This is a genomic window from Accumulibacter sp. (genome assembly GCF_036625195.1).
Classification (GTDB): domain Bacteria; phylum Pseudomonadota; class Gammaproteobacteria; order Burkholderiales; family Rhodocyclaceae; genus Accumulibacter.
The window spans coordinates 746,489-772,470 of record NZ_JAZKUG010000001.1 but is presented as its reverse complement, the minus strand read 5'-3'; the positions used below and the strand labels follow the sequence as shown (position 1 = coordinate 772,470).

General features: G+C 64.9%; 26 protein-coding genes. 20 read left to right on the top strand and 6 right to left on the bottom strand.

Annotation, left to right across the window (positions count from 1 at the left end):
- Positions 1-115: 115 nt before the first annotated feature.
- Positions 116-499, bottom strand: a complete 384-nt coding sequence (apaG, locus tag V5B60_RS03390; RefSeq protein ID WP_287459691.1) for a Co2+/Mg2+ efflux protein ApaG — start codon at positions 497-499, stop codon at positions 116-118.
- A 168-nt stretch (positions 500-667) separates the two neighbouring features.
- Between apaG and rpe the strand changes: the two genes are divergently transcribed.
- From rpe to trpE, 3 genes are all read left to right on the top strand, one after another.
- Complete coding sequence (gene rpe / locus V5B60_RS03385; protein WP_332345619.1) at positions 668-1,372, top strand: ribulose-phosphate 3-epimerase; 705 nt, start codon at positions 668-670, stop codon at positions 1,370-1,372.
- Complete coding sequence (locus V5B60_RS03380) at positions 1,372-2,055, top strand: phosphoglycolate phosphatase (protein WP_287459699.1); 684 nt, start codon at positions 1,372-1,374, stop codon at positions 2,053-2,055. Before rpe ends, V5B60_RS03380 begins: the two co-directional genes overlap by 1 nt.
- 110 nt (positions 2,056-2,165) lie before the next feature.
- Positions 2,166-3,638 (top strand): anthranilate synthase component I, encoded by a 1,473-nt coding sequence (gene trpE / locus V5B60_RS03375; protein ID WP_287459695.1) that lies wholly within the window; start codon positions 2,166-2,168, stop codon positions 3,636-3,638.
- Between the two features lie 39 nt (positions 3,639-3,677).
- On the opposite strand, the gene V5B60_RS03370 is transcribed toward trpE, so the two are convergent.
- The 4 genes from V5B60_RS03370 to V5B60_RS03355 form a co-directional block, all read right to left on the bottom strand.
- Entirely contained in the window at positions 3,678-4,181 is a 504-nt protein-coding gene (locus V5B60_RS03370) for a BCAM0308 family protein (protein ID WP_332345617.1), read from the bottom strand.
- Positions 4,182-4,378: 197 nt separating this feature from the next.
- Positions 4,379-5,800, bottom strand: a complete 1,422-nt coding sequence (locus V5B60_RS03365; RefSeq protein ID WP_332345616.1) for a homospermidine synthase — start codon at positions 5,798-5,800, stop codon at positions 4,379-4,381.
- A 91-nt stretch (positions 5,801-5,891) separates the two neighbouring features.
- Positions 5,892-8,291, bottom strand: a complete 2,400-nt coding sequence (gene lon / locus V5B60_RS03360; protein WP_332345615.1) for an endopeptidase La — start codon at positions 8,289-8,291, stop codon at positions 5,892-5,894.
- Positions 8,292-8,305: 14 nt separating this feature from the next.
- The gene (locus tag V5B60_RS03355) at positions 8,306-8,710 is read right to left on the bottom strand and encodes an Hsp20/alpha crystallin family protein (protein ID WP_332345614.1); all 405 of its coding nucleotides are present in this window, start codon (positions 8,708-8,710) and stop codon (positions 8,306-8,308) included.
- Positions 8,711-8,949: 239 nt separating this feature from the next.
- On the opposite strand from V5B60_RS03355, the gene V5B60_RS03350 reads away from it, so the two are divergent.
- Genes V5B60_RS03350 through trpC form a run of 3 tightly spaced genes read left to right on the top strand, consistent with a single transcriptional unit; the run spans position 8,950 to position 11,360 of the window.
- A complete protein-coding gene (locus tag V5B60_RS03350) occupies positions 8,950-9,522 on the top strand; it encodes an aminodeoxychorismate/anthranilate synthase component II (RefSeq protein WP_332345613.1) in 573 nt (190 codons plus the stop codon).
- Complete coding sequence (gene trpD, locus V5B60_RS03345; protein WP_332345612.1) at positions 9,519-10,544, top strand: anthranilate phosphoribosyltransferase; 1,026 nt, start codon at positions 9,519-9,521, stop codon at positions 10,542-10,544. The genes V5B60_RS03350 and trpD overlap by 4 nt, the downstream gene beginning before the upstream one ends.
- 27 nt (positions 10,545-10,571) lie before the next feature.
- Complete coding sequence (gene trpC, locus V5B60_RS03340) at positions 10,572-11,360, top strand: indole-3-glycerol phosphate synthase TrpC (protein WP_332345611.1); 789 nt, start codon at positions 10,572-10,574, stop codon at positions 11,358-11,360.
- A gap of 126 nt (positions 11,361-11,486) precedes the next feature.
- On the opposite strand, the gene V5B60_RS03335 is transcribed toward trpC, so the two are convergent.
- Complete coding sequence (locus tag V5B60_RS03335) at positions 11,487-11,735, bottom strand: AbrB/MazE/SpoVT family DNA-binding domain-containing protein (protein WP_332345610.1); 249 nt, start codon at positions 11,733-11,735, stop codon at positions 11,487-11,489.
- A 322-nt stretch (positions 11,736-12,057) separates the two neighbouring features.
- Here V5B60_RS03335 and V5B60_RS03330 point away from each other — a divergent pair, with 322 nt between their 5' ends.
- The 14 genes from V5B60_RS03330 to atpD all read left to right on the top strand — a co-directional run bounded on the left by V5B60_RS03330 (position 12,058) and on the right by atpD (position 25,916).
- Positions 12,058-13,356, top strand: coding sequence for a porin (locus V5B60_RS03330; RefSeq protein ID WP_332345609.1), 1,299 nt, complete (start codon positions 12,058-12,060; stop codon positions 13,354-13,356).
- A 360-nt stretch (positions 13,357-13,716) separates the two neighbouring features.
- Complete coding sequence (locus V5B60_RS03325; RefSeq protein WP_332345608.1) at positions 13,717-14,922, top strand: porin; 1,206 nt, start codon at positions 13,717-13,719, stop codon at positions 14,920-14,922.
- Between the two features lie 199 nt (positions 14,923-15,121).
- On the top strand, positions 15,122-17,041 hold the full coding sequence (gene mnmG, locus V5B60_RS03320) for a tRNA uridine-5-carboxymethylaminomethyl(34) synthesis enzyme MnmG (protein WP_332345607.1): 1,920 nt from the start codon (positions 15,122-15,124) through the stop codon (positions 17,039-17,041).
- Positions 17,038-17,706, top strand: a complete 669-nt coding sequence (gene rsmG, locus V5B60_RS03315; RefSeq protein ID WP_332345606.1) for a 16S rRNA (guanine(527)-N(7))-methyltransferase RsmG — start codon at positions 17,038-17,040, stop codon at positions 17,704-17,706. Before mnmG ends, rsmG begins: the two co-directional genes overlap by 4 nt.
- Positions 17,685-18,497, top strand: a complete 813-nt coding sequence (locus V5B60_RS03310; protein ID WP_332345605.1) for a ParA family protein — start codon at positions 17,685-17,687, stop codon at positions 18,495-18,497. The genes rsmG and V5B60_RS03310 overlap by 22 nt, the downstream gene beginning before the upstream one ends.
- Entirely contained in the window at positions 18,494-19,333 is an 840-nt protein-coding gene (locus V5B60_RS03305) for a ParB/RepB/Spo0J family partition protein (RefSeq protein WP_332345604.1), read from the top strand. The genes V5B60_RS03310 and V5B60_RS03305 overlap by 4 nt, the downstream gene beginning before the upstream one ends.
- Positions 19,334-19,478: 145 nt before the next feature.
- On the top strand, positions 19,479-19,841 hold the full coding sequence (locus V5B60_RS03300) for an ATP synthase subunit I (RefSeq protein ID WP_332345603.1): 363 nt from the start codon (positions 19,479-19,481) through the stop codon (positions 19,839-19,841).
- Positions 19,842-19,859: 18 nt separating this feature from the next.
- Positions 19,860-20,630, top strand: coding sequence for a F0F1 ATP synthase subunit A (gene atpB / locus V5B60_RS03295; RefSeq protein ID WP_332345602.1), 771 nt, complete (start codon positions 19,860-19,862; stop codon positions 20,628-20,630).
- 114 nt (positions 20,631-20,744) lie between these two features.
- Complete coding sequence (gene atpE / locus V5B60_RS03290; protein WP_034921580.1) at positions 20,745-20,996, top strand: F0F1 ATP synthase subunit C; 252 nt, start codon at positions 20,745-20,747, stop codon at positions 20,994-20,996.
- A 40-nt stretch (positions 20,997-21,036) separates the two neighbouring features.
- Positions 21,037-21,507: a F0F1 ATP synthase subunit B gene (locus tag V5B60_RS03285; RefSeq protein WP_034939400.1), complete on the top strand. Its 471-nt coding sequence runs from the start codon at positions 21,037-21,039 to the stop codon at positions 21,505-21,507.
- Positions 21,508-21,511: 4 nt separating this feature from the next.
- A complete protein-coding gene (locus V5B60_RS03280; protein ID WP_287461097.1) occupies positions 21,512-22,048 on the top strand; it encodes a F0F1 ATP synthase subunit delta in 537 nt (178 codons plus the stop codon).
- A 10-nt stretch (positions 22,049-22,058) separates the two neighbouring features.
- Positions 22,059-23,597 carry a F0F1 ATP synthase subunit alpha gene (gene atpA / locus V5B60_RS03275; protein WP_287461096.1) on the top strand — a complete coding sequence of 513 codons (1,539 nt, stop codon included), beginning with the start codon at positions 22,059-22,061 and terminating at the stop codon, positions 23,595-23,597.
- 18 nt (positions 23,598-23,615) lie between these two features.
- A complete protein-coding gene (gene atpG, locus V5B60_RS03270) occupies positions 23,616-24,479 on the top strand; it encodes a F0F1 ATP synthase subunit gamma (protein WP_287461094.1) in 864 nt (287 codons plus the stop codon).
- A gap of 36 nt (positions 24,480-24,515) precedes the next feature.
- Positions 24,516-25,916 carry a F0F1 ATP synthase subunit beta gene (gene atpD, locus V5B60_RS03265; RefSeq protein WP_332345601.1) on the top strand — a complete coding sequence of 467 codons (1,401 nt, stop codon included), beginning with the start codon at positions 24,516-24,518 and terminating at the stop codon, positions 25,914-25,916.
- Positions 25,917-25,982 lie beyond the last annotated feature (66 nt).

The window sequence follows — 25,982 nt, the reverse complement described above, 5'->3', positions numbered from 1 at the left end:
TGCACGAATAGAACCACTATTCGCTTGAAATCCGTGAAAAACTGCGCTCGTCTCCCACTTCTTTCGCTTCGACCCATCAAGTCCGACAGGCTGCTGGGCCAGACTGGACGACCGATCAGTGCAGGACGTGCGGTACCGCGAGCGTGAAAACCGGGATCTCCGCCTCGAACTGCTGCCCATCGACGGCGGTGAACTGGTAACTGCCACGCATCGTGCCCACTGGTGTGTCGAGCTGGCAGCCACTGGTGTAGGCGAACTTCTCGCCCGGCTGCAGGAGCGGCTGCCGGCCGACTACCCCGAGTCCCCGTACCTCCTGTACCTCGCCGGTGGCATCGGTGATCACCCAGTGCCGCGAAACGAGTTGCGCTGCCACCGTGCCGACATTCTCGATGCTGATCGTGTAGGCGAAGACGTAGTTGTCGCGCGCGGGATCCGACTGTTCGGCAATGTATTGCGGCAGAGCGCTGACGGCGATCTCATATTTTTTGCTGGCGGCCATTGTTGCCCCGTGGCGGATCGATCGGAACCGGCATTGCACACCAAACTCGCGACGCTGACAAGTCCGTCGGGCAACCCGTCCGGCAGCCTGCGACTGACCGAACGCTTGCTCTAAGCCAGGCGCCCTTTTCGCGCTAGAATCAAGGCCCATATCGCGAAGGCCCCCGTCATGTACGTCATCGCTCCAAGCATCCTCTCCGCCAGCTTTGCGCGGCTCGGCGAGGAGGTGGTCAACGTCATTGCCGCCGGCGCAGACTGGATTCATTTCGACGTGATGGACAACCATTACGTACCCAATCTGACCATCGGTCCGCTCGTCTGCGAGGCGATCCGGCCATTGATCACGGCGCCGATCGATGTCCACCTGATGGTCAAGCCCGTCGACCGCATCGTTCCCGATTTTGCCCGTGCCGGTGCCAACGTGATCAGCTTCCATCCCGAAGCCTCCGAACACGTCGACCGGACCCTGGCCCTGATCCGCGAGAATGGCTGCCAGGCGGGATTGGTGTTCAATCCGGCGACGCCGCTTGCCCACCTCGACCACGTCATGGATCGACTCGACCTGATCCTGCTGATGAGCGTCAACCCGGGCTTCGGCGGGCAGGCGTTCATTCCGTCCACGTTGCCCAAGATCGCCGCTGTGCGCGCCCGCATCGACGCCTACGAGCGCGAGTGGGGCCGGCGGATCCGGCTCGAGGTCGATGGCGGAGTCAAGGTCGACAACATCGCCGCGATTGCGCGCGCCGGCGCCGACACCTTCGTCGCTGGCTCGGCCGTCTACGGTGCGGGCCGCGACGGTGACCCGAATCGCTACGACAGCGTCCTCGCCGCCCTCCGCGCACGACTGGAGAATGCACGACTGGAGAATCCATGATGCCCCCGCCGCTTGCCGTACGTGCCGTGCTCATCGATCTCGACGGTACGCTGCTCGATACCGTGCTTGATCTGCATGCCGCGGCCAACGCCATGCTGGACGATCTGGGCCGCCCCGGGGTCGCCGTCGAATCGATCCGCAGCTATGTCGGTCGTGGCATCGCCAATCTCGTCAAGCGCGTGCTGGCCGGGTCGATGGCGGCTGCCGACGATGGCACACCACCGCCTGCCGACGCGCTGGCCAGCTTCAAGCGGCACTACAGCATCGAGAATGGTCGCAATGCCACGCTCTTTCCCGGCGTCCGCGAGGGTCTCGATGCCCTCCAGGCCCTTGGCTTGCCACTCGGCGTCATCACCAACAAGGCCGAGGCCTTCACCCTGCCCCTGCTGCAGCGCACCGGCCTCTATCCCTATTTCGACGTCATCGTCAGCGGCGACGTCCTGCCGCGGCCGAAGCCTGATCCGATGCCGCTGCTGTGGGCCAGTGGCCGCCTCGCCGTGTCGCCGCTCGACGTGCTGATGATCGGCGATTCGGTGCACGATTTTCATGCCGGCCGGGCCGCCGGCTGCCATGTCTTTCTCGTCCCCTATGGCTACAACGAGGGGCGCGACGTTCGTGAGCTGGCTTGTGATGGTATAGTCGCGAGCCTTGCCGAGGCGGCGGAGCGCCTGGTTCACGCCTGAGCAGGCTGCCGAGGCGGCGAGCGGCGGCCGCGCGCCACGGATTGCCGCGCAGCATGCGAACACCGGCAGGAAGCCCGTCCGCCGCCGGCGTGTTTCCTTGTGGAGTTCCGATGACCGAAGCCTATTTCAATCGCCTGGCTGCCGAAGGTTACAACCGCATCCCGGTGACGCTCGAGACCTTTGCCGATCTCGACACGCCGCTGTCGATCTACCTCAAGCTGGGCAATACACCGTACAGCTATCTGCTCGAATCGGTGCAGGGTGGCGAGCGCTTCGGCCGTTACTCGATCATCGGCCTGGCCAGTCCGACGCGCATCGTCGTCAACGCGCACCAGGTGCTGGTCCTCAACGGCAACCGGATCGCCGAGCGTGAAGACGACACCAACCCGCTCGAGTTCATCGGCAAGTACATGAAGCGCTTCCGCGCCGCGCCGACCACCGGCCTGCCTCGTTTCTGTGGCGGGCTGGTCGGCTGTTTCGGCTACGATACCGTGCGCTACATCGAGACCCGGCTGACTCGCTCGCAGAAGTCCGATGAGCTGGGGATTCCCGACATCCTCCTCCTCCTGTCCGAGGAGATCGCGGTGGTCGACAACCTCTCCGGCAAGCTGACGCTGGTCGTCTACGCCGAGCCGGGGGTTCCCGCGGCGTACCAGAAGGCGCAGGCGCGCCTGCGCGAACTGCTCCTCCGGCTGCGCGAGCCGGTCGCCATTCCGCCGGAGACGCCGCAGTCGTCGCCGCCGGCGGCGTCACTGTTTGGTGAGGCCCAGTTCCGGCGGGCAGTCGTCAAGGCCAAGAGCTACATCAGCGAGGGCGACATCATGCAGGTCGTCCTCTCGCAGCGCATGAGCAAGCCCTTCGCCGCGAGCCCGATGGCGCTCTACCGCTCGCTGCGCTCGCTCAATCCGTCGCCCTACATGTTCTACTTCGACTTCGAGGATTTCCATGTCGTCGGCGCCTCACCGGAAATCCTCGTACGCCTCGAGGGCGACACGGTCACCGTGCGACCGATTGCCGGAACGCGTCGGCGTGGCGTCTCCTTCGAGGAGGACCAGGCGCTCGCCGCCGAGCTGCTCGCCGACGAGAAGGAGCGGGCCGAGCATGTCCAGCTTCTCGACCTCGGCCGCAACGACGCCGGCCGTGTCGCCCGCGTCGGAACGATCCGGCTCACCGAGAACATGATCGTCGAGCGTTACTCGCACGTGATGCACATCGTCTCCAATGTCGAGGCCCGACTGCAGCCGGGTCTGGACGCTCTCGACGTGCTGCGCGCGACCTTTCCCGCCGGCACCGTTTCCGGCGCGCCGAAGGTGCGCGCGATGGAGATCATCGACGAACTCGAGCCGGTCAAGCGCGGCATCTATGCCGGTGCCGTCGGCTACCTGGGATTCAACGGTGACATGGATCTGGCGATCGCCATCCGCACCGCCATCGTCAAGGACGATCACCTGCACGTGCAGGCCGGAGCCGGAATCGTCGCCGATTCCGATCCGGCGGCCGAATGGCAGGAAACGCAGAACAAGGCGCGCGCGATCCTGCGCGCCGCCGAACTGGCGGAGCACGGTCTCGACACGCGCTTCTGAGTGCCGATGGTGTCGCCGCGCCCGTGGCTCGGCTGTCGTTCAACGCGACCAGTGCACGTGCAGGCGGAGTTCCTGCGGGTTGTAGTGGAACTCGAGGGTACCCTGGTAGGCGTGATGGACCGCTTCCCCGATGGCGCGCGCGAGGTGGATGTCGGTGGTGCTGAGCGTCAGCTCTGCCTCGTGGTCCTCGAAGGCCATCACCCGTTTCAGGGGGTGCTCGGCGCGTTGCCTTTCCGCCTCGTTGCGCACCAGGTGGACGATGTCGTCGTGATGCGCCTGCAGGAAGGCGCCGTCGAGGACGACGCAGCCCGCCGGACAGTGGTCGTGGACGCGGTGGCATGCCGGGCAGCGGACGCGGTGCGCGTCGGCCGGCGCGGCAATGCCCCATTGCCAGCGTCCGTGGTTGAACACCGCATGGCAGTCCGGGCAGATGGTCGGCTCGGCGAGCTTGCCCTTGCTGCGGTAACTGTCGTGCGCCTCTTCCTGCAGCAGGCGGTCACGGCGTATCTGCTGAAAACCGGCGGGAATGGACTTGCTGCTCATGATCAACCTCCTTGTCGATGGCCAGGCCACCAGCCTTCGTGGCAGCAGCCCTGCGTCGTCGGCGGGGCAACCGCCGCCCTGCGGTTGACGGCCCGGGCTGCCCTCGTCCTGCTTTAAGGATAGATCGTGCGGCTGCGTTTGCCAGTGCAAATACCTTGCGCCAACGGGGAAACGTGGCCGCCGCCGGGCGCGGCCTGCTACTGCACGCGGACGTTGCTGAATTGCCAGGGATCCGAGTCGTCGAGTTCTTCCGGGAACAGGCGGCCGCGCCCATGCAGTGGCGTCCACGCGGTGTAGGTGCCGATCACCCGGCCGAGGTAGGGCATGCAGACCGGCAGCACCCGCTCGAAGTCCATTTCATCGGGCTCGACGATCCCACGAGCGGGATTCTCGATCGCCCAGATCATCGCCGCGAGTGCTGCCGCGCAGACCTGCAGGGTGGTGGCGCTGTTGTGCGGCGCGAGACGCCGCGCCTCATCGATCTCGAGTTGCGAGCCGAACCAGTAGGCGTTGCGTGCGTGCCCGGCGAGCAGCACGCCCAGTTCGTCGATGCCGCCGGGCACGATGTCGTCGAGCAGGATGCGTTTGCGTTCCGGACTCTGGTAATTGCGCGCCGAGAAATCGTGCAGCGACAGCAGCGCGTCATCGCATGGCTGATAGGCGTAGTGCACGGTCGGCCGGTAGCTCGGTGCCTCGCCGCGGCCGACGCTCAGGTAGTCGGCGATCGAGATCGATTCGCCGTGTGTGATGGCGAAGCCGTGGAACGGACCGCCACCCGGTGTCCAGCTGCGCACGCGCGTCGCACACCCCGCGCGCCGCAGATAGATGGCTGCCTGCGAGCCGCTGCCATGGCGGCAACCATCCTCCGGCAGGCGGCGCTCGTGCGAGCCCCAGCCGATCTCGCACGGCTGCTGCGCCTCGCTGATGAAGCCATCGACCGACCAGGTATTGACGAACTCATCCGCCTGCCGGCGCAGCGCGGAGACCTGCGTGTCGCGCTCGGCGATGTGGATCGTCCGCACGCCGAGGCGGCAGGCAAGCTCTGCCCAGTCTGCACGCTGCCGCGGGGTGGCAATGGCCAGACCGGTTTCGGCGGCGAGGTCGAGCAGAGCGCGCTTGACGAAATGCGAGACCAGGCCCGGGTTGGCGCCGTGCGTCAGCACCGCCGTCGGCTGTTGCGGCGAGTCGGTGCGCAGCGCCAGCGCCTGCTCGCGCAGCGCGTAGTTGGTGCGTGCGGCGAGCGCCAGCGTCGGGTCATCGTAGCCCCCGCGCCAGGGCTCGATCGACGTGTCGAGGTAGAGGGCACCGCGGCTGCGGGCGTAGCCGATCAACGCCAGCGACGAGACATCGACGGCGACGTTGACCAGGAAATCGCCACGGCCAAGCAGTGGATCGAGGATCTGTCGGTAGTCCTGCGGGCGCAGGACGTGCGTCAGCAGACGGATCCCGGCCTGTTCGGCGACGGCAGCGCCTGCCGCGTCGGCGGCGACGACGGCGATCCGCGCCGGGTCGATGCCGATGTGGCGCTGGATGAGCGGCAGCAGACCCTGGCCGATGCAGCCGAAACCGACGAGGACCAGACGGCCGGGAAAGTCGAGGTGGCGCCTGTGCCCGCTCATGCCGCATCGCCAGCAGGATCAGGAGCGGGACCTGGCGGCGCCAGATGGCCGGCGGCGGGCGGCAGGCTTCGCGTGCGGTCGCGCCACCCGTTCATTGCCGTTCGCCAGCCGTTGCCACTGTTTCCTCGCTGCGCAGTGCATTGGCCAGGGCGTCGTCAACGCTGTCGAGAAAGACGAACTCCAGCTTCTCTCTCGCCTCGCTGGGGACCTCTTCGAGATCGCGACGGTTTCTCGCGGGCAGCAGGACGCGCCTGATGCCGGCGCGCATCGCCGCCAGCACCTTGTCCTTGATGCCGCCGACCGGCAGCACGAGTCCGCGCAGGCTGATCTCGCCGGTCATCGCGGTGTCGTTGCGCACCGGCTGGTCGACGAACAGCGATGCGAGCGCAACGAAGATCGCCACACCGGCGCTCGGGCCGTCCTTCGGGATCGCTCCAGCAGGCACGTGCACATGCACGTCGCTCTTCTCGAAGCGGCCAGGGTCGATGCCAAGGTTGCCGGCATGGGTCTTCACCAGCGTCAGTGCCGCCTGTGCCGATTCCTTCATCACCTCGCCGAGTTGCCCGGTGAGGATCAGCCTGCCGTCGCCGATCGTCCGGCTGGCCTCGACGAACAGGATGTCACCACCGACCGGCGTCCAGGCCAGTCCGGTGGCGACACCGGCCAGCCCGGTACGCAGGGCGACTTCGTTGTCGTAGCGGCCGGCGCCGAGGATGCCGGCGAGATCGGCTTCGCCGACCTGCATGCCTGCGCGCTTGCCCTCGGCGATCTCCACCGCGACACGGCGGCAGACGGCACCGATCTCGCGTTCGAGCGAGCGCACGCCCGCTTCGCGCGTGTAGTCGCGGATGATCGCCTGCAGCGCTGCCGGCGCGAACTCGATCTGTCCTTCGTGCAGGCCGTTCTGCACCATCTGCCTGCCGACCAGGTAGCGTTTGGCGATTTCGCGCTTTTCCTCCTGCGTGTAGCCGGGCAGCTGGATGATCTCCATGCGGTCGCGCAGCGGTCCCGGGATGTTGTCGAGCACGTTGGCCGTGGTGATGAAGAGCATTCGTGACAGGTCGAAGGGCAGCGCCAGGTAGTTGTCGCGGAAGCTGTCGTTCTGCTCCGGGTCGAGCACCTCGAGCAGCGCCGCCGACGGGTCGCCCTGGAAACTGGCGCCGAGCTTGTCGATCTCATCGAGCATCATCACGCAGCCGCGTGAGCCGGCCTTGCGGATCGCCTGGATGATGTTGCCGGGCAGGGCGCCGATGTAGGTCCGCCGGTGTCCCCGTATCTCGGCCTCGTCGTGGCAGCCGCCGAGCGAGGCGCGGACGAACTTGCGACCGAGTGCGCGCGCGATCGACTGCCCGAGCGAAGTCTTGCCGACGCCGGGCGGCCCGACGAAGCAGAGGATCGGCCCGTGGCCCCCGGGGTTGAGCTTGCGCACGGCGAGGAACTCGACGATCCGCTTCTTCACCTGGCTGAGGCCGAAGTGGTCGGCTTCGAGGATGCGGCGCGCTTCGGAGATCTCGATGCTGTCCGGCGGTGGCTCCCGCCAGGGCAGCTCGATCAGCCAGTCGAGGTAGGCGCGGACCATCGAGTACTCGGCCGAAGCGTCGGTCATTCGCTCCAGGCGCCGGAGTTCCTTGCTCGCCTGCGCCTCGACCTCCTGCGGCATCGCCGCCTCGGCGATCGCCTTGCGCAGGGATTCGATCTCGACGCTGTTGCTGCCGTCGCCCTCGCCCAGTTCCTTCTGGATCGACTTCATCTGTTCGCGCAGCAGGTACTCGCGCTGGCGCTGGTCGATGCTCGCCTTGGTTCGCTCGTCGACCTCGCGTGACAGCCGCAGCACCTCCAGCCGGCCGAGCAGGCAGGCGAGCACGACGTCGAGCCGCTGCGTCAGATCGACCGTCTCGAGCACCAGCTGGCGATCCGCCAGCTTGAGTTCGCTGACGCCGGCGACCAGGTCGGCGAGTGCGCCGGGCTGGCTGATGCTCTTCACCGCGCCGACCAGTTCCTGCGAAACCTGCGGCAGGTACTGCAGGAGCTCGAGCGCGCGTTCGCGGACGCGGATCATCCTCGCCTCGATCTGGCTGTCGGTCGTCTCGGGCTCGTCGATCCGCTCCGGATGAGTCACCGGGAACGGGTAGCCGGGCAGCAAGCCGCTGACGCGAAAGCGCTGCAGCCCCTGGCAGACGATGACGTGGGTGTTGTCCGGGAGGGTGACGTAGCGCAGGATGTTGGCAATCGTGCCGACCGGGCACAGATCCTGCTGCGTCGGTTGCTCGACCTCGGCGTCGCGCTGCAGCAGGATGCCGACAGGCCGATCGGTCTTGGCCGCCTGCTGCGCGGCAAGGATCGAGGGCTCGCGACCGATCGTCAGCGGCAGGATCATGCCGGGAAAGAGGACGGTATTGCGGATCGGGACAATGATCAATGCGTTTTCCGGTACCACCAGCAGGCTGCCGCCCCGTGGCTCGCTCCTGTCGTCGCCCCGCTCACCGCGCATGTTCTCGTCGCCTCTCAGAACGGGTGCAGGACGAGCATCAGGCAGCCGTCCGCGATGAAACGCTCATGCAGGCGGTAACGCCCCGCCGGCAGGGGGATGCGGCGCTCGAAGCGGCCATAGGGAATCTCCAGACGGTGTATCGCCGCTCGGCTGAGCCGCGCCGGCATCGGCCTTTCGCCGCGCACCAGCAGGCCCTCGTCGTCGAGCGCGACTTCGACCTGCCGTGGGCTGACTCCGGGCAGCGCGACCAGCAGGCGCAGCTCGTCATCGTTCTGGTAGACATCGACCGCCGGCTCCCAGCACGGTACCGGCTGCGGGCCATCGAGAGTGAAGAAACGACGCTGCAACCGCTCGCCTCCCTGCAGAAGTTCAAGGGTCTCCGCCCACATCCAGAAGCTTCGCGCGCGCGATCTCATCATGTATTACCTTCCCTCTCCGGACCCGGGGTAGCCGTTGCCCACGTCCATCAGAAGTATCAGTATAGTGGCAGATGGCGATCCTCAACCGGTCGGCGAGCTTGAGCTTGCCGGCGGCAAGCGCGATAATCGCCGCTTTTTCCGCAGCTCTCGGCGGCGACCCCCGGCAGGCCTCGCCGGTGCGGGCAGCGAGCGGTGACATGGCAGCTGGGAGCCTGCCAAACCGGAAGGACGGATTCCGCATGCTGTTGATGATCGACAATTACGACTCCTTCACCTACAACCTCGTGCAGTATTTCGGCGAGCTGGGACAGGAGGTCCGGGTCTTCCGCAACGATGCGATCGGCATCGCCGAGATCGCCCGCCTGGCGCCGGCGCTGCTGGTCATTTCGCCAGGGCCCTGCGCGCCGGCGCAGGCCGGCATCTCATTGACGGCGATCCGCGAGTTTGCCGGCAGGATCCCGCTGCTCGGCGTCTGCCTTGGCCATCAAGCGATCGGCGAGGCATTCGGCGGCCGCGTCGTGCACGCGCAGAAGCTGATGCACGGCAAGGTGTCACCGGTGCAGCACAACGGGCAGGGCGTCTTCCGCGGGCTGCCGAGTCCGCTCACCTGTACACGTTACCATTCGCTCGCCGTCGAGCGAAAGTCGCTGCCGGCGTGTCTGGAGGTCACCGCGTGGACCGACGACGGCGAGATCATGGGCCTGCGGCACAGGACGCTGGCCGTCGAGGGCGTGCAGTTCCACCCGGAGTCGATCCTCACCGAGCATGGCCACGACCTGTTGCAGAACTTTCTCGAGGAGCACGGCAAATGAAGCCGCAGGACGCACTGGCGCGGGTCATCGATCACCGCGAGATCTTCCACGATGAAATGGTGGCGCTGATGCGCCAGATCATGGGCGGCGAGGTGACGCCGGTGATGATCGCCGCGATCATCACCGGATTGCGGGTCAAGAAGGAAACCATCGGCGAGATCTCGGCGGCGGCGCAGGTGATGCGCGAGCTGTCGACGAAGGTGCAGGTCCGCGAGCGCACGCACCTCGTCGATACCTGCGGTACCGGCGGCGACGGCGCGCAGACCTTCAACATCTCGACGGCGGCGATGTTCGTCGCCGCCGCAGCCGGCGCGCGTGTCGCCAAGCACGGCGGCCGTTCGGTTTCGTCGCAGTCGGGCAGTGCCGATGTGCTCGAGGCGCTCGGCGCCAACATCAGCCTGACGCCGGAACAGGTCGGCCGCTGCGTGGACGAGATCGGCATCGGTTTCATGTTCGCGCCGAGCCACCACAGCGCGATGAAGCACGCCGCGCCGGTGCGCCGCGAACTCGGTGTGCGCACCCTGTTCAACATCCTCGGGCCGCTGACCAATCCCGCGAACGCGCCGCACCAGGTGCTCGGTGTCTTCCATCCCGATCTCGTCGGCATCCAGGTGCGCGTCCTGCAGCGGCTCGGCAGTTCGCACGCGCTGTCGGTCTTCGGCCGCGAAGGACTCGACGAAATCTCGATTTCCGGCGAGACGCTGGTCGGCGAGCTGAAGAACGGTCGCGTCGAGGAATACAGCGTCCATCCCGAACAGTTCAACCTGCCGGTGCACGACCCGCGCGTGCTGCGCGTGGCCACCGTCGAGGAGTCGAAGGCGATGCTGCTGGCCTCGCTCGAAGGACGCGCCGGCGCCGCGCGCGACATCGTCGCCCTCAATGCCGGTGCCAGCATCTACGTCAGCGGTCGGGTAGCCAGCCTCGCCGACGGCGTCGACCAGGCATTCGAAGCGATTGCCTCGGGCGCGGCGCGGGCCCGCCTCGACGAGTTCGTCGCCTTCACCCAGCGCATCGCCAGCTGATCGACCGGCCCCTCGCCAGCGCACGTCATGAGTGACATTCTCGACCGGATCCTTGCCGTCAAGCGTGACGAGGTCGCTGCCGCGCAAGCTCGCGTGCCGCTGGGCGAGTTGCGTGCCAGCGCCGAAACGGCGCCGCCCGTGCGCCCCTTCGTCGGCAGCCTGAGCCGACGGATCGCCGCCGGCGAAGCGGCGGTGATCGCCGAGATCAAGAGGGCGAGTCCGTCGCGCGGTGTCCTGCGCACCGACTTCCGGCCGGCCGGGATCGCCGCCAGTTATCAGCGGCATGGCGCGGCATGCCTGTCGGTGCTGACCGATCGGCAGTTCTTCCAGGGGTCGCCCGGCTTCCTGCAGGAAGCGCGTGCCGCCTGCGAGCTGCCGGTTCTGCGCAAGGATTTCCTGGTCGACCCCTATCAGCTGTACGAAGCGCGGGCGATGGGCGCCGACGCCGTCCTGTTGATCGTTGCCGCGCTCGACCTGCCGGCGCTGCGCGACTTCGAGGCGCTCGCCGACGGCCTCGGAATGGCGGTTCTGGTCGAAGTGCATGACCGCAGCGAACTCGATCTCGCGCTGCAGCTCGCGACACCGCTGCTCGGCATCAACAACCGCAACCTGCGCAGCTTTGCCGTCAGCCTGCAGACGACGCTCGAGCTGCTGCCCGAAATTCCCGCCGACCGCCTCGTCGTCACCGAGAGTGGCATCCTCGCCCCAGCCGACGTGCGCCTGATGCGTGCGCACGGCGTGCACGCCTTCCTCGTCGGCGAAGCCTTCATGCGTGCCGAAGAACCGGGCGAGGCGCTCGCCGGGCTGTTCGCCTGACGCGGAGAGTGGTCGCCAGCGGCCGCGACCCGGAGAGCGCCGACAGCCTGGCCATCCACCATGCGGACCAGCTGCTCTCGGCTGCCAGAAGATCGATGATGACGCACGAGTCGACCAATACTGGCGTCACGCTTCCGGGTCTCTCAGGAAGGCCATGATCTCGTCGGCAGACTTGCCACGGAAAGCCTGCGTCAGGGGCACCGCACGCGCGCGCTGGATCGCCGCTTCGAATCTTGACCGCCGGTCGTGGTCGCTGGCGCGCAGGATGACCTGCTCGTTTTCGTAAACGAATTCGACTTCAGTGTGCGGCAGCAGCCCGGCCGCATGGCGGATCGCCTGTGGCATGGTGACTTGGCCTTTGCTCGTGACACGCATCCCGGGACTCCAACAAGCAAGAGTGCGAGTAAGAATTCTACATCGTTCCTCTTTGTCCGGCAGGGCGAGCGCTTTGGTCGCGCTTGCGCGCCCGATCGCAGGCTGGCAGGACAATCGGTCGAATCTTTTCTCGCGAGAATTCTGCCGCCTGTTGCGAAAAACCAACAAACGCCCGCGGGCCGTCAATGAAAGCGTACACGGCGCTTGCCGCGGCAATTTCGCTTTGCCAGAATCGCTCCAACTTCTCGTTTCTTTTTCGAGAGGTCCGGTTTGGTGAGGCTGCAGTTCGCTTCATCGATCTCAAACCTAGAGGAGATTCACCATGCAAAAGAAACTCATCGCACTGGCAGTCGCCAGCGTGGCTTCGGGCGCCGCTTTTGCCCAGACCAATGTCACGATGTACGGCATCGTCGATGCCGGCTATGTCTATAGTTCGGGAGACGCTGGAAGGGCTTACGTTCCTGCTCTTGGGGGGCAAAGCCTTGATATCGTCCAAGTTCCAGGCAAGAACACCTTCAGCGGCATCCAGTCCGGCCTGCTGAGCGGCTCGCGTCTTGGCTTCCGCGGGGAAGAAGCTCTGGGCAATGGCCTGAAGGCCGTCTTCACCCTCGAGTATTCGCTCGGCATCGATGGCAACAATGGCGTCGGCAGCACCGGTAGCCTCAATGCCCGCCAACAGTTCGTCGGTCTTGCCGGCAACTTCGGTCAGATCGCCCTAGGTCGCCAGTATTCGCCGGGCTACCAAGCGACGGCGAACAACGATCCGGCCGCTGGCGCTGCCTTCGAGCCGCAGTCGTTCATGACCGCTCAGGCCGGCAACACCATCACCCCGAACAGCAACGCACGGTGGAACAACGCCCTCACCTACACGACTCCGAACTGGGGTGGGTTCACGGGTAAGGCAATCTATTCGTTTGGCGAGAACAGCACTTGCACGACGTTTCGGGTTCCGACCGCAGCCAATCCGAGTAACACGACAACGGCTGCCACCTACAACGACAATTGCGTCTCGACCACCGACAACAGCCGCTGGGCTCTCGGTGCCAACTTTGCAACCGGCGGGCTGAATCTCGATGCCGTGTATCAGGTTCGCCAAAAAGTCCGGACCACGGACGGCTACATCCCGAATGCCAACAATGCGTTGCCTCTCGTAAACAACACAAACACTGCATTCGCGACGGCGCCGATTACCTACACCACCAATTCATTCGCCTGGGGTGACGACATCAACGAGTGGTATGTCGGCGGCAGCTACGACTTCAAGGTCGTCAAGGTGATGGCCAGCTACCAAGACCAGAACGACAAGAACTTCTATGACAACGACAACAATACTTGGTCGGTCGGTGCGGTGGTCCCGCTGGGCAACGCCAACATCCATCTTGCGTGGGCGCAGACGAATTTCGATGGCGCTGTCGACGGCAAGAGCAACGGCGCGATGATCGCCGGCACCTATGCCTTCTCGAAGCGCACGACGGCGTACGCGGGTTATGTCTGGGTCAAGAACGACAACGACAGCATGCCGCTCAACCCGGTCAGCGCGAATGTCGGCGGCTTTGGCGGCACCGGTGGCATGGGCGAGAGCAACAACACCTTCCTCGCGGGCATTCGCCACAGCTTCTAAGCCGGCTACATCAGGCTGAAATACGGAACGGGCGCTTCGGCGCCCGTTTTTTCTTGCCTGGCGACCACCTCCCCAAGCGATTCATGCCACCGGGGCAGCCATGGCGCACGAACTCACCTCCCGGGTAGCCATGCCGTTTTCGCCCACAGCCATGCGGCGTCCGCAAGAGATGTGACGAAAAGGCAACACTTTTCGCCGGCCAGCAGCAACGGCGGGCGACACAGCTTGCCGATTCCTCGCCCCGCTGCCAAAATTGCGCCATGGAATACAAAAGAAGCGGGCGTCCAGCGAGCTGAGGCGTTCGCACTGGTGAGAGAAATCAGTCCGGCTTTCCCTAATTGACCTATCGGAGTTGAGCTCATGAACAAGAAGATCATCGCACTAGCCGTGGCAAGCCTTGCTTCAGGCGTTGCTGTAGCGCAGACCAACGTCACCATGTACGGCGTACTCGACAACATGTACGTTTATAGCCAGGGCAAAGCCGGGGTCGGCGGCGGTACCAACAAGTTCAGCGGTCTCAATGGCGGCGGCGGAACGGCCGGCAATCGCCTCGGATTCAAGGGTGAAGAGGCGCTGGGCAACGGTCTGAAGGCGGTGTTCACGCTTGAGTACGGTCTCGACATCGACGGCAACAATGGTATCGGTACCGCCGGCTTGAATGCGCGGCAGCAGTTCGTCGGACTGTCGAGCAACTGGGGCACCGTTGCCCTCGGCCGGCAGTATGCACCCGGCTTCAACGCCACCGCCAACAACGACGCGCTAGAAGCGACCGACTTGGGTATACAGTCGAGTTTGAGCGTCTACGCGGGTAACTCGATCACCCCGAACAGCCCGGCGCGCTACAACAACGCGATCACCTACACCAGTAACAGCATGGCCGGCTTTACGGTCAGCGCGATCTACGGCTTCGGCGAAAACAGCAGCATAACCGAGCGTACGCCGACCCCTGCCGACCCGGATGCGACGACTACGATCACCACCCGCAACGACAAGTTGGTTTCGACCAGCGAAAATGGCAGTGTTGGCCTCGGTCTCAACTATGCCAATGGCCCAATAAACCTCGATGCGGTCTACCAGAGCCGCCAGAATGTCAAGCAGAAGTGGCCGGCGCAGACCCTCGGTCAAGGCCAAGGCGCGGACATCAACGAGTGGTATGTCGGTGGCAGCTGGGACTTCAAGGTCGTCAAGGCCTACGCCAGCTATCAGGCGCTGGATAACAACAACAGGGGTATCGTTCTTGGCGCATATGGAAACGAGATCGCTGCCAAGAATGACATCTGGACCGTCGGCCTGTCCGCGCCTCTGGGCAATGGCGTCGTCGGCATCAGTTACGGCAAGCTTTCGGTCGACAACCGCAACGCCCCTGACGGCGACAGCTGGGGATGGGGTGCAATGTATCAGTACAACCTGTCGAAGCGCACGGCGCTGTACGCCGCCTATAGCTACTTCGACAACGACCGCTACTCGGTTCCTGTGCAGACCCAGGTCGCTGGCAACGGCGAGGGAATCGGCGCGCGTGGCGAGAGCAACTACACGCTGGGTGCCGGGATTCGCCACAGCTTCTGATCGTCTGCAGACTTCTCCGAGTATCACCAGCGGGCGCTTCGGCGCCCGTTGCCGTTCACGCCTGCAGCACGGACCTATCGCCACGGGCGGTGCCGCGGCGCGCGCCGCGCCAGCGCGGAATGCTTTGGGCGGGCGGCGAACTGGCGTAGAATCGCGCGCTCCCGCTCTTTCCATTGCGTTTCCAGATCGCGTATCGCCGATGCTCTTCCCCGACCGGTTCGACGTCATCGTCGTGGGTGGCGGCCATGCCGGCACCGAGGCGGCGCTCGCAGCGGCGCGCATGGGCGTGCGGACGCTGCTGCTGACGCACAACCTCGAAACGCTCGGTGCGATGAGCTGCAATCCGTCGATTGGCGGCATCGGCAAGGGGCATCTGGTGAAGGAGGTCGACGCGCTGGGCGGGGCGATGGCGGTGGCTACCGACGAGGCTGGGATCCAGTTCCGCATCCTCAATGCCAGCAAGGGCCCGGCGGTTCGTGCGACGCGTGCGCAGGCCGATCGCGTGCTCTATCGCCAGGCGATTCGCCGCCGGCTGGAGGTGCAGGAGAATCTGACGATCTTCGCCCAGGCCTGCGACGATCTGCTGCTCGACAACGGGCGGGTCGCGGGCGTCGTCAGCCAGCTCGGCATCCGTTTTCCGGCGCGTGCGGTGGTGCTGACCACCGGCACCTTCCTCAACGGCCTGATCCACGTCGGTCTCGCAAACCTCAGCGGCGGCCGGATGGGCGACCCGCCGTCGGTCTCGCTGGCGGCGCGGCTGCGCGAGCTGCAGTTGCCGGTCGGCCGCCTGAAGACCGGCACGCCGCCGCGGCTCGACGGCCGCACGATAGACTTTGCGGCGATGACCGAGCAGCACTCGGATGATCCGCTGCCGGTCTTCTCCTTCCTCGGCGCCGCGAGCCAGCATCCCCGTCAGCTACCGTGCTGGGTCACCAGCACCAACCAGCAGACGCACGACATCATCCGCGCCAACCTCGATCGCTCGCCGATGTACACCGGGGTCATCGAGGGGGTCGGACCGCGTTACTGCCCGTCGATCGAGGACAAGATCCATCGTTTCGCGAGCAAGGACAGCCACAACGTCTTTCTCGAGCCGGAAGGTCTGGAGACGAACGAGATCTACCCGAACGGGATCTCGACCAGCCTGCCGTTCGACGTGCAACTGGCGATCGTCCGTTCGATTCGCGGTCTCGAGCGCTGTCACATCCTGCGCCCGGGCTACGCGATCGAATACGATTTCTTCGACCCACGGCGCCTGCGTGCCTCGCTCGAGACCAGCGCCATCCCTGGCCTGTTCTTCGCCGGCCAGATCAACGGCACCACCGGCTACGAGGAAGCTGCCGCACAGGGCCTGCTGGCCGGCGCCAACGCGGCGCTGCTGGTGCAGGAAAGGGATGCGTGGACCCCGCGCCGCGACGAGGCCTACCTCGGAGTTCTGGCCGACGACCTGGTCACCCGTGGCGTTTCCGAGCCCTACCGCATGTTCACCAGTCGCGCCGAGTATCGCCTGTCTCTGCGCGAGGACAACGCCGATCTGCGGCTGACCGCGATCGGGCGTCGACTCGGGCTGGTCGATGACCGGCGCTGGGCGGCCTTCTCTGCCAAGCAGGAGGCCATCGCCCGCGAGCAGGAGCGGTTGCGGTCCACCTGGGTCCATCCCGCCCGGCTGGCCGATGCGGAAGCGCTGCGTGTCTTCGGCAGGCCGCTCGAGCGCGAGTATGCGCTGCACGAACTGCTTCGTCGACCGGAGGTCAGCTATCCGACGTTGATGACGCTGCGCGTAGACGGTGTCCTCGTCGATGCCGGTCTCGACGATCCGCAGGTCGCCGAGCAGGTCGAGATCCAGGCCCGGTATCAGGGCTACATCGAGCGCCAGCAGGACGAGGTGGCAAGGAAGCAGGCGAGCGAAGAGCTGCGTTTTCCCGACGATTTCGATTTTGCGCAGGTCGGTGGGCTGTCACGCGAGGTACGCGACAAGCTGCAGCAACAGCGCCCGCAGACGCTCGGGCAGGCCTCGCGGATCCCGGGCGTGACGCCGGCGGCGATCTCCATCCTGCTCGTCTGCCTGAAACGCGCGCAGCCAGGCGGCGGCACGCGGTCTTCCGGCGAGGAGCGATGAGCCTATCCGAGCAGTTGACCGAGGGTGCCGCCTGCCTCGGCATCGAACTGGCACTGCCGGCACGGCAGAAGCTGCTCGACTACCTGCAGCTGCTCGAGAAGTGGAACAGGGTCTATCGCCTGACCGCCATCGCCGATTCGGCACAGGCCGTCAGCCATCATCTGCTCGATTCGCTGGCGGTGCTGCCCTTCGTCGGTGGGACGCCGCTGCTCGATGTCGGCAGCGGTGGCGGCATGCCGGGAATCCCGCTGGCGATTGTCCGCCCGGAGTTGCAGGTCGTCCTCGTCGACAGCAACTCGAAGAAGGCGGCCTTTCTGCAGCAGGCGGCGATCGAGCTGGCGCTGGGCAACCTCGCCGTACACTGTCGGCGGGTGGAGGCCCTGCAGCCGAGTGGTCGCTTTGCGGCGATCACCGCGCGCGCCTTTGCCGATCTCGGCACGCTGGTCTCGTCCTCACGCCACCTGCTGCGGACGGGTGGCCGCTGGCTGGCGATGAAGGGGCAGCGGCCGGACGAGGAGATCGCGCGGTTGCCGGCCGGGGTCCGCGTCGCCGGCGTGCATCGCCTGGCGGTACCGGGGGTTGGCGGCGAGCGCCATCTGGTGGTGATCGAGACTGATACAGCAGCATGCAGGGGAGAGTCGAGTTGGCAACAGTCATCGCAGTGACCAATCAGAAGGGCGGTGTCGGCAAGACCACGACCGCTGTCAACCTTGCCGCCTGTCTGGCCGAACTCGGGCAACGGGTGTTGCTGATCGACCTCGATCCGCAGGGCAACGCCACCACCGGTTGCGGGGTGGTCAAGCGGGAGGCCATGCCGACCGTCTATCAGGTGCTGATCGGGAGTTCGACTCTGCTGGCTACCTGTCTGCGGACCGACTTCGCCTTCGACCTGCTGCCGGCGAACCGGGAACTGGCCGGTGCCGAAGTCGACCTGATCGACCTCGTCCGGCGCGAGTACCGCCTGCGCGAAGCACTCGTGGCGGTTCGCGGCAGCTATGATTTCATCCTCCTCGATTGTCCGCCTGCGCTCAACCTGCTGACGGTCAATGGCCTGGTGGCTGCCGATCGGGTGATGATCCCGATGCAGTGCGAGTATTACGCCCTCGAGGGCCTGACCGATCTCGTCGCGACGCTGAAGAAGGTGCGCGCGCATCTCAACCCCGTGCTGGAAATCGAGGGGCTGCTGAGGACGATGTTCGACCCACGTTCGACGCTGACGCAGCAGGTGTCACGCGATCTCGAGGGGCACTTCGGTGGCAAGGTCTATCGCACGATAATCCCGCGCAACGTCAGGCTGGCGGAAGCGCCCTCCCATGGCAAGCCTGCGATCGCCTTCGATCGCGCATCGAAGGGAGCGCAAGCCTACCTCGCGCTGGCACACGAAACGCTGGTGCGGCACCGTGACCAGGCCTCCACGGCGAAAGCACCGCCGGCCACTGCGGGAGGGAGGCCATGAAGATGAAGGGACTCGGGCGCGGGCTCGATGCGCTGCTGGCTGGCGACGAGGCGGAGAAGCGCGAGCAGCAGCGGACGCTGCCGGTTGCCTTGATCCAGCCAGGCAAGTATCAGCCGCGAACCCGGATGGACCTCGCTTCATTGGAGGAGTTGGCGGCATCGATCAGGGCACAGGGGCTGATGCAGCCCATCCTCGTCCGCCCGATCGCCGCCGAGCGGTACGAGATCATTGCCGGCGAGCGGCGCTGGCGGGCAGCGCAGATGGCTGGCCTGCACGAGGTGGCGACGCTGATCCGCGAGATTCCGGACGAAGCTGCGCTGGCGATGGCACTGATCGAGAACATCCAGCGCGAGAACCTCAATCCGCTCGAGGAGGCGCTCGGTCTGCAGCGGCTGATCGACGAGTTCTCGATGACCCACCAGCAGGCTGCCGATGCCGTCGGCCGCTCGCGACCGGCAGCATCGAACCTGCTGCGCCTGCTGCAACTCGCGCCGCCGGTACAGGAACTGCTGCTGCAGGGCGAGATCGACATGGGGCATGCGCGGGCGCTGCTGCCGTTGGCCGGCGCGCAGCAGGTGCAACTGGCGCAGCGCGTGGTGCACAAGGGGTTGTCGGTGCGTGAGGCCGAGCGCCTGGTGCAGCATGCGCTGCAGCCGCCGAAGGCCGTGGCGTCGGTACGGCCGGACCGTGACCTGTTGCGTCTGCAGGACGAACTCGCCGACCTGCTGGGCGCTCAGGTGGCTATCCGTGCCAACCGACGGGGAGCCGGCAAGGTTCTGATCGACTTCGGGGATCTCGACCAGCTCGAGGGTATCCTGCAACGCCTGCGTCATTGACGCGGTGCACCATGGGGGGGCCTGAACGACCGCCTGAACAGCCCTGCAAGCCAGACGCAGTAAAGGAATCCAAACTTTTTTGCATGTGCGGTTTGATTCCGCTTTGCGAGTCTGGTATCCTGCGAACGTTTTGGAGGGGCTAGCTGTGCATCCACAGGTCCGCTGGATCCTCCGCTGCCAGTTTCTGGTGACGCTGGCGGCGGCTATCCTGGCTGGACTGGCAGCAGGCCTTGATGCAGCCGTTTCCGCAGTGCTCGGTGGTGGCATCGCCATGGCAAGCGCTTTTGCCTATGCCTGGCGCGCCTTGCGGCCATTGGAGCAGACAGCGGCGGACGCGCGCAAGGCCTTCAATGCGCAGGTGGCCGGCGAGGCCTACAAGTTCGCTGTGAGCCTGCTGCTGTTTGCTCTGGTCTTCAAGACCTATGCACAGCTCGCCGCCTTGCCGCTCTTCCTGGCCTATGCGGCAACGATTGTCGTTTACTGGATGGCGCTGCTCCGGCAGCAATAGTCGAAACGGGGGGAATTCATGGCTTCGGGCGAACCGCTCACAGCGAGCGCTTACATCGTTCACCACCTGACCAACCTGACCGTCGGTCAAGGGTTCTGGGCCCTGCACCTTGATTCGCTGATCGTCTCCGGCCTGCTCGGCCTGGTCGCCTTCGTCGGCATGGCCATGCTGGCGCGCCAAGCGACGGCGGGAGTCCCCGGCAGGATGCAGGCCTTCGTCGAGATGCTGGTTTCGTTCATCGATCAGCAGGTGAAGGACACCTACCACGGCAAGAGCCCTCTGGTGACGCCGATGGCGATCACCATCTTCGTCTGGGTGTTGCTGATGAACGCCATGGACCTGATTCCGGTCGATTTCGTGCCGATGCTCCTCGGCATGACCGGCGTTCATTTCTTCAAGGTCGTTCCCACCACCGATCCGAACCTGACCTTCGGCATGTCGCTGAGCGTTTTCGTGGTCATGATCGTCATGGGCTTCAAGGTGAAGGGTTTCGGCGGCTTCATGCACGAGGTGTTCACCGTTCCCTTTGGCGCCAAGATGGCGCCGGTCAACCTGCTTTTCCGCCTCATCGAGGACATCGCCAAGCCGATCTCGCTCTCGCTGCGTCTGTTCGGCAACATGTACGCCGGCGAAATGGTCTTCATCCTGATTGCCCTGCTGGGCATCTGGCAACTGCCGCTCGCTTTGCCCTGGGCGCTGTTCCACATCCTGATCATCACCCTGCAGGCTTTCGTCTTCATGATGTTGACCATCGTGTACCTGTCGATGGCCAGCGAGTCGCATGGTTAGCGGCCCGCTTGCCCTGCACCGATCACCGGTTTGATCCACGCGTTGTCCCCGTTTAACCCGTTTAACCCGTTTAGCATGTCTTACTAGGAGAGACTAATGGAAGCTGCTCTGTCAATGTTGCTCGGTAACACCGCCATCGCCGTCGCCATCCTGATCGGCGCGGGCGCTCTTGGTACCGCCATCGGTTTTGGTCTGCTTGGTGGCCGCTTCCTCGAAGGTGCAGCCCGGCAACCGGAAATGATCCCGACTCTCCAGGTAAAGATGTTCATCGTTGCCGGTCTGCTCGACGCGGTCACCATGATCGGTGTCGGTATCGCTCTCTTCATGCTGTTTGCCAACCCCTTCATCGCTGTCGTCAAGGGCTGATCGCTACTCCTTGCCGACAAACTTTTGACAGGAGGTTAGCGTGAACATCAACGCAACGCTGATTGGCGAGGCGATCTGGTTCGCCGTCTTCATCTGGATCACGATGAAGTACGTCTGGCCGCCGCTGGCGAAGGCCATGTCTGATCGCCAAAAACTGATTGCCGACGGGCTTGCCGCCGGTGAGCGTGGCAAGCACGAGCTGGAACTGGCCGGCAAGCGGTCCGCCGATGCCCTGCGCGACGCCAAGGCGAAGGCCGCGGAGATCATCGCAGCAGCCGAGAAGCGCGGTGCGCAGATGGTCGAGGAAGCGAAGGTCGCGGCCAAGGTCGAGGCCGACAAGGTGGTTGCCGCGGCCAAGGCGGAGATTGCACAGCAGGTCGAGCAGGCGAGGGCAGAGTTGCGCGGCCGGGTCGCCGACTTGGCGGTGGCTGGCGCCGAGCAGATCCTGAAGCGTGAGGTGGATGCCAAGGCCCATGCCGAGATGCTGACCGCACTCAAGCAGGAACTCTGAGATCATGGCCGAACTCGTTACCATCGCGCGCCCCTACGCCGAGGCGGTCTTCCGGATGGCGCTGGAAAACAAGGCACTGGCGGCTTGGTCCGAGCGGCTGTCGCTGCTTTCCGCAATCGCCTCGAATGAGCAGATGCGTGCCTGCATCGGCAATCCCGAGCTCTCGGCCGCGCAGAAGAGCGCGCTCTTCAAGTCGCTGGCCGGCAAGGCACTTGCAGGCGGTGAGGCCAATCTGATCGACGTCCTCGCCAGCAACGAGCGGCTTGCCGCACTGCCCGAGATCGCGGGTCTCTTCGAAGGGCTCAGGGCTGCACAGGAAGGCGTCAAGGAAGCCACGATCTACAGCGCTTTCCCGCTTGACGAACTGCAGCGCAAGACTCTGGTGAGCGACCTGGAAGCACGCTTCAAGACCCGGCTGACTGCCGAAGTGGTCGTCGATCAATCGCTGATCGGCGGCGTCAAGATTGTCGTTGGCGACCAGGTGCTCGATACCTCCGTGCTCGGAAAGATCGAGAGCCTGCGGTTGGCGCTCAAGAATTAGGAGAATGTCCATGCAGTTGAATCCTTCCGAAATCAGCGAACTGATCAAGAGCAAGATCGAGAATCTTGCGATCAGCGCCGATCTGCGCACCCAGGGCACCGTGGTTTCGGTGACCGATGGCATCTGCCGTGTCTACGGCCTGACCGATGTCATGCAGGGTGAAATGCTCGAGTTCCCGGGTAACACCTTCGGCATGGCGCTCAACCTCGACCGCGATTCGGTCGGCGCCGTCGTCCTCGGTGAATACGACCAGATCAGTGAGGGCGATACCGTCAAGACGACGGGCCGCATCCTCGAGGTGCCCGTCGGACCGGAACTCCTCGGCCGCGTGGTCAACTCGCTCGGGCAGCCGATCGACGGCAAGGGTCCGATCAACGCCAAGCTGACCGACAAGATCGAGAAGGTCGCACCTGGCGTCATCTGGCGCAAGTCCGTCTCGCAGCCGGTGCAGACCGGCCTCAAGTCGATCGACGCCATGGTGCCGATCGGTCGCGGCCAGCGCGAACTGATCATCGGCGACCGGCAGACGGGCAAGACCGCGGTTGCCGTCGATACGATCATCAACCAGAAGGGCCAGGATCTCATCTGCATCTACGTTGCCGTCGGGCAGAAGGCCTCGACGGTTGCCAACGTCGTTCGCAAGCTCGAAGAGAACGGCGCCATGGAGTACACCATCATCGTCGCCGCGACCGCTTCCGAGTCGGCCGCGTTGCAGTACATCGCGCCCTACTCGGGCTGCACGATGGGCGAGTACTTCCGCGATCGCGGCCAGGATGCGCTGATCATCTACGACGACCTGACCAAGCAGGCGTGGGCCTACCGCCAGGTCTCGCTGCTGCTGCGCCGGCCGCCGGGTCGCGAGGCCTATCCGGGTGACGTCTTCTACCTGCACTCGCGCCTTCTCGAGCGCGCGGCGCGCGTCTCGGCGGATTGGGTCGAGCGCTTCACCAACGGCGAGGTCAAGGGCAAGACCGGCTCGCTGACCGCCCTACCGGTCATCGAGACCCAGGCGGGCGACGTATCCGCCTTCGTGCCGACGAACGTGATCTCGATCACGGACGGCCAGATCTTCCTCGACACCGACCTTTTCAATGCCGGTATCCGTCCCGCCATCGACGCCGGCATCTCGGTCTCCCGGGTTGGCGGTGCGGCGCAGACGAAGGTCATCAAGAAGCTCGGCGGTGGCGTGCGCCTGGCACTCGCCCAGTACCGCGAACTCGCTGCGTTTGCCCAGTTCGCCTCCGATCTCGACGAGGCCACCCGGAAGCAGCTCGACCGCGGCCGGCTGGTGACCGAGCTGATGAAGCAGCCGCAATATTCGCCGCTCACCATCTCCGAGATGGCGATCACGCTGCATGCGGTCAATAAGGGCTACTTCGACGACGTGGATGTCAAGAAGGCGCTCGCCACCGAGAAGCAGATGCATGGTTTCGTCAAGCAGAAGTACCCCGACCTGATCACGAAGATCGAGACGAGCAAGGATCTTGATGCCGACGCCGAGCAGAAGCTGAGCAAGGCGATCGAGGAATTCAAGGCCACTCTGGCCTGATCGAGCGAGGAGATCGCCATGCCCAGCGGCAAGGAAATCCGCACCAAGATCAAGAGCGTCGAGAGTACGCGCAAGATCACCAAGGCCATGGAGATGGTGGCCGCGTCCAAGATGCGCAAGGCGCAGGACAGGATGCGGGCCGCCCGCCCATACGGCGAGAAGATCCGTGTCGTTGCCGGCAATCTTTCGCACGCCCTGACCGACTACCGGCATCCCTTCCTCACCGTGCGCGAGCAGGTGAAGTCGGTCGGCCTGATCACCATCACCTCCGACAAGGGACTCTGCGGCGGCCTCAACACCAACGTGTTGCGCCTCGCTCTGGCCAAGATGAAGGAGTGGGATGCCGAAGGCAAGAAGTTGCGGGTGACGGCGATCGGCAACAAGGGCCTCGGGTTCATGCAGCGTGCCGGCGCCAACATCGTTTCGCAGCTCACCGGAATCGGCGATACCCCGCACCTGGAACGGCTCATTGGCCCGGTCAAGGTGCAGCTCGATGCCTACATGAAGGGCGAGATCGACGTTCTCTACATTGGTTTCACGCGCTTCATCAACACCATGAAGCAGGAGCCGACGCTCTACCAGCTGCTGCCACTGGCTGGTGATCTGGTCGGTGGCCAGGGCAACCGCTGGGACTACCTTTACGAGCCCGATGCCAAGACGGTGATCGACGATCTTCTCGTGCGCTACGTCGAGGCGATGATCTATCAGGCCGTCGCCGAGAACATGGCGTCCGAACAGAGCGCGCGCATGGTTGCGATGAAGTCGGCATCGGACAACGCCAAGAACGTCATCGGTGAGCTCAAGCTGGTTTACAACAAGGCTCGCCAGGCAGCGATTACCAAAGAGCTTTCGGAGATCGTCGGCGGCGCAGCGGCTGTCTGACCACGGATAATCAGTTTATTGTTTAGGGATACGACGATGAGTCAAGGAAACATTGTTCAGTGTATCGGCGCCGTGGTGGATATCCAGTTCCCGCGTGACGCAATGCCCAGGATTTACGACGCGCTCGAGCTCGACAAGGCGGAAGAGTCGGACATGTGCGAAGCCGATCTGGTCTTCGAGGTGCAGCAGCAGCTCGGCGACGGCATCGTGCGCACCATTGCCATGGGATCGTCGGACGGACTGCGCCGTGGCATGAAGGTGAACAACACCGGTAGCGGGATTTCCGTGCCGGTAGGCGACGCGACCATCGGCCGGATCATGAACGTCCTCGGGCGGCCGATCGATGAGGCGGGCCCGATCGCCACCGACGAGCGGCGCGAGATCCACCAACTGGCGCCGAAGTTCGACGAGCTGTCGCCATCGGTCGACCTGCTGGAAACCGGCATCAAGGTCATCGACCTCGTCTGCCCCTTCGCCCTCGGTGGCAAGGTCGGCCTCTTCGGCGGCGCCGGCGTCGGCAAGACCGTCAACATGATGGAGCTGATCAACAACATCGCCAAGCAGCGCTCGGGTCTGTCGGTTTTTGCCGGCGTTGGCGAGCGGACGCGTGAAGGAAACGACTTCTATCACGAGATGAAGGAGTCGAACGTACTTGACAAGGTGGCGATGGTCTTCGGCCAGATGAACGAGCCGCCCGGCAACCGCCTGCGCGTCGCACTGACGGGCTTGACCATGGCCGAGCGTTTCCGCGACGACGGCCGCGACATCCTTTTCTTCGTGGACAACATCTATCGTTATACGCTGGCCGGTACCGAGGTGTCGGCGCTGCTCGGCCGGATGCCTTCTGCCGTCGGTTATCAGCCGACGCTGGCGGAGGAAATGGGGCGCCTGCAGGAGCGGATCACCTCGACCAAGGTCGGTTCGATCACCTCGATCCAGGCGGTCTATGTGCCTGCCGACGACTTGACCGATCCGTCGCCGGCGACGACCTTCCTGCACCTCGACTCGACCGTCGTCCTGTCGCGCGACATCGCCTCGCTGGGTATCTATCCGGCCGTCGATCCGCTCGACTCGACCTCGCGCCAGCTCGATCCGCAGGTGGTTGGCGAGGAGCACTACAGCGTCGCCCGCGCGGTCCAGATGACGCTGCAGAAATACAAGGAACTGCGTGACATCATCGCCATTCTCGGCATGGACGAGCTGTCACCCGAGGACAAGCTGGCGGTATACCGGGCACGCAAGATCCAGCGCTTCCTGTCTCAGCCATTCCACGTTGCCGAGGTCTTCACCGGCTCGCCGGGCAAGTTCGTTCCGCTCAAGGACACGATCAAGGGTTTCAAGATGATTGTCGACGGGGAGTGCGACAACATCCCCGAACAGGCCTTCTACATGGTGGGTGGCATCGAGGAGGTCTTCGAGAAGGCCAAGACCCTTTAAGGCGCCGATCGGGCAACGTTGCGCCGCCGCCAGCTTGCGGCCGGCGGCGCGACCCAGCAAGGAAAT

What these genes read in the sequence shown, in the direction of transcription:
- apaG (WP_287459691.1), bottom strand. Translation starts at nt 499, where the DNA reads ATGGCCGCCAGCAAAAAATATGAGATCGCCGTCAGCGCTCTGCCGCAA.
- rpe (WP_332345619.1), top strand. Translation starts at nt 668, where the DNA reads ATGTACGTCATCGCTCCAAGCATCCTCTCCGCCAGCTTTGCGCGGCTC.
- V5B60_RS03380 (WP_287459699.1), top strand. Translation starts at nt 1,372, where the DNA reads ATGCCCCCGCCGCTTGCCGTACGTGCCGTGCTCATCGATCTCGACGGT.
- trpE (WP_287459695.1), top strand. Translation starts at nt 2,166, where the DNA reads ATGACCGAAGCCTATTTCAATCGCCTGGCTGCCGAAGGTTACAACCGC.
- V5B60_RS03370 (WP_332345617.1), bottom strand. Translation starts at nt 4,181, where the DNA reads ATGAGCAGCAAGTCCATTCCCGCCGGTTTTCAGCAGATACGCCGTGAC.
- V5B60_RS03365 (WP_332345616.1), bottom strand. Translation starts at nt 5,800, where the DNA reads ATGAGCGGGCACAGGCGCCACCTCGACTTTCCCGGCCGTCTGGTCCTC.
- lon (WP_332345615.1), bottom strand. Translation starts at nt 8,291, where the DNA reads ATGCGCGGTGAGCGGGGCGACGACAGGAGCGAGCCACGGGGCGGCAGC.
- V5B60_RS03355 (WP_332345614.1), bottom strand. Translation starts at nt 8,710, where the DNA reads ATGATGAGATCGCGCGCGCGAAGCTTCTGGATGTGGGCGGAGACCCTT.
- V5B60_RS03350 (WP_332345613.1), top strand. Translation starts at nt 8,950, where the DNA reads ATGCTGTTGATGATCGACAATTACGACTCCTTCACCTACAACCTCGTG.
- trpD (WP_332345612.1), top strand. Translation starts at nt 9,519, where the DNA reads ATGAAGCCGCAGGACGCACTGGCGCGGGTCATCGATCACCGCGAGATC.
- trpC (WP_332345611.1), top strand. Translation starts at nt 10,572, where the DNA reads ATGAGTGACATTCTCGACCGGATCCTTGCCGTCAAGCGTGACGAGGTC.
- V5B60_RS03335 (WP_332345610.1), bottom strand. Translation starts at nt 11,735, where the DNA reads ATGCGTGTCACGAGCAAAGGCCAAGTCACCATGCCACAGGCGATCCGC.
- V5B60_RS03330 (WP_332345609.1), top strand. Translation starts at nt 12,058, where the DNA reads ATGCAAAAGAAACTCATCGCACTGGCAGTCGCCAGCGTGGCTTCGGGC.
- V5B60_RS03325 (WP_332345608.1), top strand. Translation starts at nt 13,717, where the DNA reads ATGAACAAGAAGATCATCGCACTAGCCGTGGCAAGCCTTGCTTCAGGC.
- mnmG (WP_332345607.1), top strand. Translation starts at nt 15,122, where the DNA reads ATGCTCTTCCCCGACCGGTTCGACGTCATCGTCGTGGGTGGCGGCCAT.
- rsmG (WP_332345606.1), top strand. Translation starts at nt 17,038, where the DNA reads ATGAGCCTATCCGAGCAGTTGACCGAGGGTGCCGCCTGCCTCGGCATC.
- V5B60_RS03305 (WP_332345604.1), top strand. Translation starts at nt 18,494, where the DNA reads ATGAAGATGAAGGGACTCGGGCGCGGGCTCGATGCGCTGCTGGCTGGC.
- atpB (WP_332345602.1), top strand. Translation starts at nt 19,860, where the DNA reads ATGGCTTCGGGCGAACCGCTCACAGCGAGCGCTTACATCGTTCACCAC.
- atpE (WP_034921580.1), top strand. Translation starts at nt 20,745, where the DNA reads ATGTTGCTCGGTAACACCGCCATCGCCGTCGCCATCCTGATCGGCGCG.
- V5B60_RS03280 (WP_287461097.1), top strand. Translation starts at nt 21,512, where the DNA reads ATGGCCGAACTCGTTACCATCGCGCGCCCCTACGCCGAGGCGGTCTTC.
- atpA (WP_287461096.1), top strand. Translation starts at nt 22,059, where the DNA reads ATGCAGTTGAATCCTTCCGAAATCAGCGAACTGATCAAGAGCAAGATC.
- atpG (WP_287461094.1), top strand. Translation starts at nt 23,616, where the DNA reads ATGCCCAGCGGCAAGGAAATCCGCACCAAGATCAAGAGCGTCGAGAGT.
- atpD (WP_332345601.1), top strand. Translation starts at nt 24,516, where the DNA reads ATGAGTCAAGGAAACATTGTTCAGTGTATCGGCGCCGTGGTGGATATC.